Annotated in this window: 6 protein-coding genes and 4 tRNA genes; all 10 read left to right on the top strand. The window is 58.6% G+C overall.

All coding sequences use genetic code 11. From position 1 onward, the window contains the following. Positions 1–204 precede the first annotated feature (204 nt). Complete coding sequence (locus F4V54_RS10020) at positions 205–1,221, top strand: polyprenyl synthetase family protein (RefSeq protein WP_150387037.1); 1,017 nt, start codon at positions 205–207, stop codon at positions 1,219–1,221. A gap of 70 nt (positions 1,222–1,291) precedes the next feature. Continuing rightward, positions 1,292–1,377, top strand: a tRNA-Tyr gene (locus F4V54_RS10015). Positions 1,378–1,626: 249 nt separating this feature from the next. Beyond that, a tRNA-Thr gene (locus F4V54_RS10010) sits at positions 1,627–1,699 on the top strand. Between the two features lie 30 nt (positions 1,700–1,729). After that, positions 1,730–1,801: transfer RNA gene (locus F4V54_RS10005), tRNA-Met, on the top strand. A 97-nt stretch (positions 1,802–1,898) separates the two neighbouring features. Continuing rightward, a tRNA-Trp gene (locus F4V54_RS10000) sits at positions 1,899–1,974 on the top strand. Between the two features lie 24 nt (positions 1,975–1,998). Continuing rightward, positions 1,999–2,322: a preprotein translocase subunit SecE gene (secE, locus tag F4V54_RS09995; RefSeq protein ID WP_034665518.1), complete on the top strand. Its 324-nt coding sequence runs from the start codon at positions 1,999–2,001 to the stop codon at positions 2,320–2,322. A 144-nt stretch (positions 2,323–2,466) separates the two neighbouring features. Beyond that, positions 2,467–3,279, top strand: coding sequence for a transcription termination/antitermination protein NusG (gene nusG, locus F4V54_RS09990; RefSeq protein ID WP_150387036.1), 813 nt, complete (start codon positions 2,467–2,469; stop codon positions 3,277–3,279). A gap of 213 nt (positions 3,280–3,492) precedes the next feature. Beyond that, positions 3,493–3,921, top strand: a complete 429-nt coding sequence (gene rplK, locus F4V54_RS09985; protein ID WP_034665521.1) for a 50S ribosomal protein L11 — start codon at positions 3,493–3,495, stop codon at positions 3,919–3,921. 112 nt (positions 3,922–4,033) lie between these two features. Then, the gene (rplA, locus tag F4V54_RS09980) at positions 4,034–4,744 is read left to right on the top strand and encodes a 50S ribosomal protein L1 (protein WP_150387035.1); all 711 of its coding nucleotides are present in this window, start codon (positions 4,034–4,036) and stop codon (positions 4,742–4,744) included. A gap of 269 nt (positions 4,745–5,013) precedes the next feature. Beyond that, the coding region (locus tag F4V54_RS09975) for a choice-of-anchor M domain-containing protein (RefSeq protein WP_150387034.1) at positions 5,014–5,764 on the top strand (751 nt) is incomplete at its 3' end.

Genomic DNA, 5,764 nt, shown 5'->3' with positions numbered 1-5,764 from the left:
CGTCCACAACAGCGGTGCTCATACCTGCCCGGACCGCGGCGATCGCGGCGGCGGAACCGGCGGGGCCAGCGCCGACAACCACGCAGTCATAGCGGCCTATAAACGAATTCACGGTACTCACGGTACATATTGCCGTAATTAGTTGTGGGGTGGACTACGGTAAAGGAGGTTCCTATTCCCGCCGCAGACCCGCAAGGACGATAGATGACTCACGGCTCTCCTACACCCCCCTCAGCCAGCAACCAGCTGGATCTTTGGGATGAGGCGCTGGCAGCTCGCGTTGCTGACGGGTTGGCACGAGTGGAACAGCTCATGTTCCAGCGACTCGACAGTGGGCAGGATTTCCTGTCCGCCAAGGTGACGCACCTAGCTAAGGCTGGTGGTAAACGTTTCCGTCCGGTGATGGCCATGCTGGCCAGCGAGTTCGGACCGCACCCGCAATCCGACAATGTTGTGCGTGGCGCCACCATCGTAGAGATGGTGCACTTGGCCACGCTGTATCACGACGATGTGATGGATGAAGCGGATAAACGCCGTGGTGTCGAGTCAGCCAACTCGCGGTGGACAAACACGGTGGCCATCCTCTCTGGTGACTTCCTGCTGGCAGAGGCTTCGCGCATCATGAGTGAGATCGATACCGCCACGGTGGCCCACTTTGCGGAAACCTTCGGACAGCTGGTTACCGGTCAGATGCGTGAAACTCTCGGCGCTGGTGACAACGACCCGATTGAGCATTACTTAAGCGTCATCCGCGAGAAGACGGGTGTACTCATTGCGTCTGCTGCCCACCTCGGCGCCGTTCATTCCGGTGCGGATCAGCCGACGATCGCCGCGCTGACCAAGCTCGGTGAGGCCGTGGGCATGGTCTTCCAGATCGTCGACGACATCATCGACATCTTCTCCGATACCGACCAGTCCGGAAAGACGCCGGGCACGGACCTGCGTGAAGGCGTGTTCACCCTGCCCGCGCTCTACGCCATGCAAGATCAGGGCCCCGCCGGGGAAGAACTCCGCGCGCTTCTTACTGGCCCGCTTATCCGCGATGCTGATGTCACGCGCGCCCTCACCCTCATCAGCCAAACCGATGGCCGCGAACGTGCCCTCGACTGTGTCCGGGACTACCTGGCCGTCGTAGATGAGTGCCTGGATCAGCTCCCCAATATCCCGGCAAATGCAGCGATGCGCCACATTGCCCGCTACACCGTCGACCGCGTGGGCTAGCTCAAGAAATGCCTGTATTCCAGCTGATTTGCACTTTCTCTGGGGCGCTGCTGTAAGGTAGTTCAGGCACGCCAGGTTGCCCGAGCGGCCAAAGGGAGCGGACTGTAAATCCGCCGGCATTAGCCTTCAGAAGTTCGAATCTTCTACCTGGCACCAACACAAAACACCGAGAGGTTCAACCCCTCGGTGTTTTTGCTTTCCCCGTCGTTTAACCCTCGTTTAACCCCGTTTCTACGTGGTGGCTGGACGATCACGAGCTAAGGGTCACTTGAGTATCAAGCTGCCTTTTTAAGCGCATGAAAAGCGCTTAAAAACTAGCGTTAGCCAGCTGATTTGTGCCGAGCGTATCCGACAGGTTAATCTTTTCAAGGCTTCAAACGAGCGGCTAACGCTTAAGAGGCTTAAGCCCCCTTAGCTCAGTCGGCAGAGCGTCTCCATGGTAAGGAGAAGGTCAACAGTTCGATTCTGTTAGGGGGCTCTGTTTTTTGCTGGTGACAGCAATCAACATGGCGGTGTAGCTCAGTGGTAGAGCAAGCGACTCATAATCGCTGTGTCGCGAGTTCAATTCTCGCCATCGCTACTCATCTACCCGGTCTCGGTCGGGGGATGTGCTCGCCCTCCCAGGAGCGCATGAGTGTTCGTGGTAGGGTTGGCGTACTGTTTAGCAGTACACCAAAAGGGGCGTGGCGCAATTGGTAGCGCAACGGTCTCCAAAACCGTAGGTTGCAGGTTCGAGTCCTGTCGCCCCTGCCACATAGACCTAAATCGAGGAGAGCTGTGACTGAAAACCAGCCAGGCCGGCATGCCGCAAAACCCACTGGCAAACGCCAGATGAGTGGTGCATCATCCGTCACCTCTGATTCTTATGAAGAAAAGCGTGCCTCCGCACCCGTTGTCGCAGATAAGGATGCTCCGGGTAAGGGTGCTGCCGCATTCCCGGGTGAAGTCGTCCAGGAGATGCGCAAGGTTGTTTGGCCGACGCGCCAGCAGATGCTGAACTACACCCTCATTGTGTTTGGCTTCCTCATCGTGATGACGGCCCTGGTCTGGGGCGTAGACAAGGGCGCAGCCTGGGTAGTTGAGCAAATCCTCGTCCGATAGGTATAATCTCGCTTTAGAAAAACATCCCGCCTCCCTGGCTCGCAGGGTAAGGCGGGATCAGTTTTTGGATGAGCGCAGTAGGCTGGGCGTCACATCTTTGTACAACTTCCACTAACTCACAGCCCCGACGCATAAGGAGCGGTCATGGCAGACGATCAGTACAGCCAGGAAGATATTCAGGAGCAGGAAGCTGACATGGTCAGCGAAGGTGGTGCCGTCGAGGAGTCCACCGATCCGGAGACGCAGGAGGCGGATGGGGCCGTCGCTAAGGCTGAGGCCGCGTTGGGTGGGGAGCCGGAGGAGAGTTCGGACGCTGAGTATAAGCGTCGTCTGCGTGAGTACACCCGTGAGCTGAAAAAGCTGCCGGGCCAGTGGTACATCATCCAGTCTTACTCGGGCTATGAGAACAAAGTGAAGACCAACCTGGATATGCGTATTCAGACCCTCGAGGTGGAGGATTCTATCTACGACGTGGTTGTGCCGATTGAGCAGGTGGTGGAGCTCAAGGACGGTAAGCGCAAGATTGTGAAGCGTAAGCTTCTGCCGGGTTATGTGCTTGTTCGCATGGACATTAACGACGCTGCGTGGTCCGTGGTTCGCGGTACCCCGGGCGTGACTTCTTTCGTGGGAAATGAGGGCAATGCCACCCCGGTCAAGCACCGGGATGTGGCTAAGTTCCTCATGCCGAAGGAAGCACCAGTTGAGGGCGAAGACGTGAAGGTCAGCCCTGAGGGTGAGACCGTCATTGCGATGCCGGAGCAGGAGGAGACACCGAAGGTCGCGCATGACTTCCAGGTCGGCGAGGCTGTCACGATTCTCTCCGGCGCACTGGCCAGTGTTTCCGCAACCATCAATGAGATTGATCCGGAGACCGGTAAGATCCAGGCACTCGTGTCCATCTTCGGCCGTGAGACCCCAGTGGAGCTCACCGCCGACCAGATCGAGCGCATCATGTAGCGTTTCGCTTATCGACGCATGTGGGGCCTGCCTGTTGGCAAGCCCCACATGATTTGGGGGCGCAGGTCTCCGTGACATACACTTAACGATCGTGCCTACCGCAGGTGGGTACGTGAAAACGTTCATCCCCGGTTGCTGGGTAGCCCCGGAATCCGGAAGGACGCATGCTAAACATCGTGGCTGCGTCCTGTACCAAGGAAATGAGGTAATTCGATGGCTAAGAAGAAGGTCACTGGCCTGATCAAGCTGCAGATTGAAGCTGGTATGGCTAACCCGGCTCCGCCGGTTGGTCCGGCTCTGGGTGCGCACGGCGTGAACATCGTTGAGTTCACCAAGGCGTATAACGCTGCAACCGAGTCCATGCGTGGCAACATCGTCCCGGTGGAGATCACAGTCTACGAAGACCGCTCCTTCGACTTCATCCTGAAGTCCCCGCCGGCATCCAAGCTGCTGCTCAAGGCTGCTGGTGTCCAGAAGGGTTCCGGCGTCCCGCACACTAACAAGGTCGGTTCTGTGACCTGGGATCAGTGCAAGGAGATCGCGGAGACCAAGAAGGCAGACCTCAACGCTCGTGATATCGAGGCAGGCGCAGCAATCATCGCTGGTACCGCTCGTTCCATGGGCATCGAAGTGAAGAAGTAAATCCTTCTTTCTTTCCCATTCTTTTGTTCCGGTGAGGTGCGTGAGCGCCTCGCCCCGTGGCAGGGCCGGGTCAGGCCCGCACCACATTCCCTACAACCTTTAAGGAATCAACATGGCCAAGAAGCACTCCAAGAACTACACCGCGCAGCTGGCAAAGGTGGATCGTACGAACCTGTACTCCCCGCTCGAGGCAGTGAAGCTCGCTAAGGAGACCGCGTCGGAGAAGTACGACGCAACCATCGACGTAGCAATGCGTCTCTCCGTCGACCCGCGCAAGGCCGACCAGCTGGTCCGCGGCACCGTCAACCTGCCGAATGGCACTGGTAAGACCGTCCGCGTCGCTGTCTTCGCTGAGGGCGAGAACGCTACGAAGGCCCAGGAAGCTGGTGCTGACATCGTCGGTTCTGACGAGCTGATCGAGCAGATCAACGCCGGCAACATCGACTTCGACGTTGCCATTGCTACCCCGGATCAGATGGCTAAGGTCGGCCGCGTTGCCCGCGTCCTCGGCCCGCGTGGTTTGATGCCGAACCCGAAGACCGGCACTGTCACCCCGGATGTGGCTAAGGCTGTTACCGAGTCTAAGGGCGGCAAGATTGCCTTCCGTGTGGACAAGGCATCCAACCTGCACGCCATCATCGGTAAGGCATCCTTCACCCCGGAGCAGCTCGCTGAGAACTACGGCGCTCTGTTGGATGAGGTCCTTCGCCTCAAGCCGTCTTCCGCTAAGGGCATCTACCTGAAGAAAGTCACCGTGTCCGCAACCCAGGGCCCGGGTGTTCCGGTTGACCCGTCCGTGCAGAAGGACTACACCGAGGCGTAAATCGCTTCGGTTGGTTTGACCTTTCTGATCGAACCCCGCCAGTGCTTCCCGTGAGGGAGTGCACCGGCGGGGTTTTCGCTTTCGGTGCTTGGGGTGCACGATTCCCGCGAGCAGAGGGTAGCGGGGCTACAGCAGGGGAGGGGAACAATCACTTATTGAAAACGATTACCGCCAAATGTGGGTGACTAATCCGACCATTATGAAAACGGTTCCCATTTGCAGTAGTGTGACGCGAAGTTATTTTAGGGAAAGTGAAAAGAGGTCTCCCAGTGTCACACCTGAAAGCATTCGTGGTTCTCGTCTGCGCATTGCTGGCCACGGCTGTTGGTGCCGGCCCAGCAAAGGCTGCTGATGTGCTGCTGGATCGTGGCCACGTGGATGTTTTCTATGTCGCGGCGGAGGGCAATCAGCTGAAGCTGGCACTACGTGAGGATGTCACCGGCCAGCACGTTGTGCGTGACCCGGCGAGTGTTCTGCTTTCGGTGGGGGAGCACACATACACGGATGACACGGCCCAGGTTCCGGAGATCGGCACCGGTGGCTACTACCTGCCCCAAACACAGGAGAGTGATCGGTTGTGGCCGGGTTGGGACACCAACGATGTGAGGCAGGGCGGCTTCGGGGCCGTGGACATCACCGTCACGGATATTGCTGGTCCCGGTGACGTCTGGTTGTTCCAGCAGAAGGGTTTCGGTGGCGTTGGGCCGGTTCTGTCCGGTGGTGAACTGACCATTCAACCGGGCAGTGTGATCCACCAAGCGGAGCCATCTCACGTGCATGCGAGCTGGCTGTTTACTCAGCCCGGCGTGTACACCATGAAAGTAAAGGCCACCGTTGGTGGCGCGCAGTCCAACGAGGCGGTGTACACCTGGGAGGTCGGTGGTGCGTCCAATAGGGCAGCTACTGGGGCTAACGCGGCTGGAAATGGCGTAACCCCGCTGGCGGACAACCGCTCAGCAAACGCGCAGCCGGCGGGTGCGCCCGTGGCCCCAGCACAGAGCAAGTCGCAGGCACCCGCCG

It is taken from the genome of Corynebacterium tuscaniense, from assembly GCF_008693065.1.
In the GTDB taxonomy this organism is placed as follows: domain Bacteria; phylum Actinomycetota; class Actinomycetes; order Mycobacteriales; family Mycobacteriaceae; genus Corynebacterium; species Corynebacterium tuscaniense.
Note: the sequence above shows the minus strand (reverse complement) of the source record. Positions and strands in the feature narration are given on the sequence as shown.

Bases quoted from the DNA above. Each gene is read 5' to 3' on its own strand.
- F4V54_RS10020 (WP_150387037.1), top strand. From the start codon at position 205: ATGACTCACGGCTCTCCTACACCCCCCTCAGCCAGCAACCAGCTGGAT.
- nusG (WP_150387036.1), top strand. From the start codon at position 2,467: ATGGCAGACGATCAGTACAGCCAGGAAGATATTCAGGAGCAGGAAGCT.
- rplK (WP_034665521.1), top strand. From the start codon at position 3,493: ATGGCTAAGAAGAAGGTCACTGGCCTGATCAAGCTGCAGATTGAAGCT.
- rplA (WP_150387035.1), top strand. From the start codon at position 4,034: ATGGCCAAGAAGCACTCCAAGAACTACACCGCGCAGCTGGCAAAGGTG.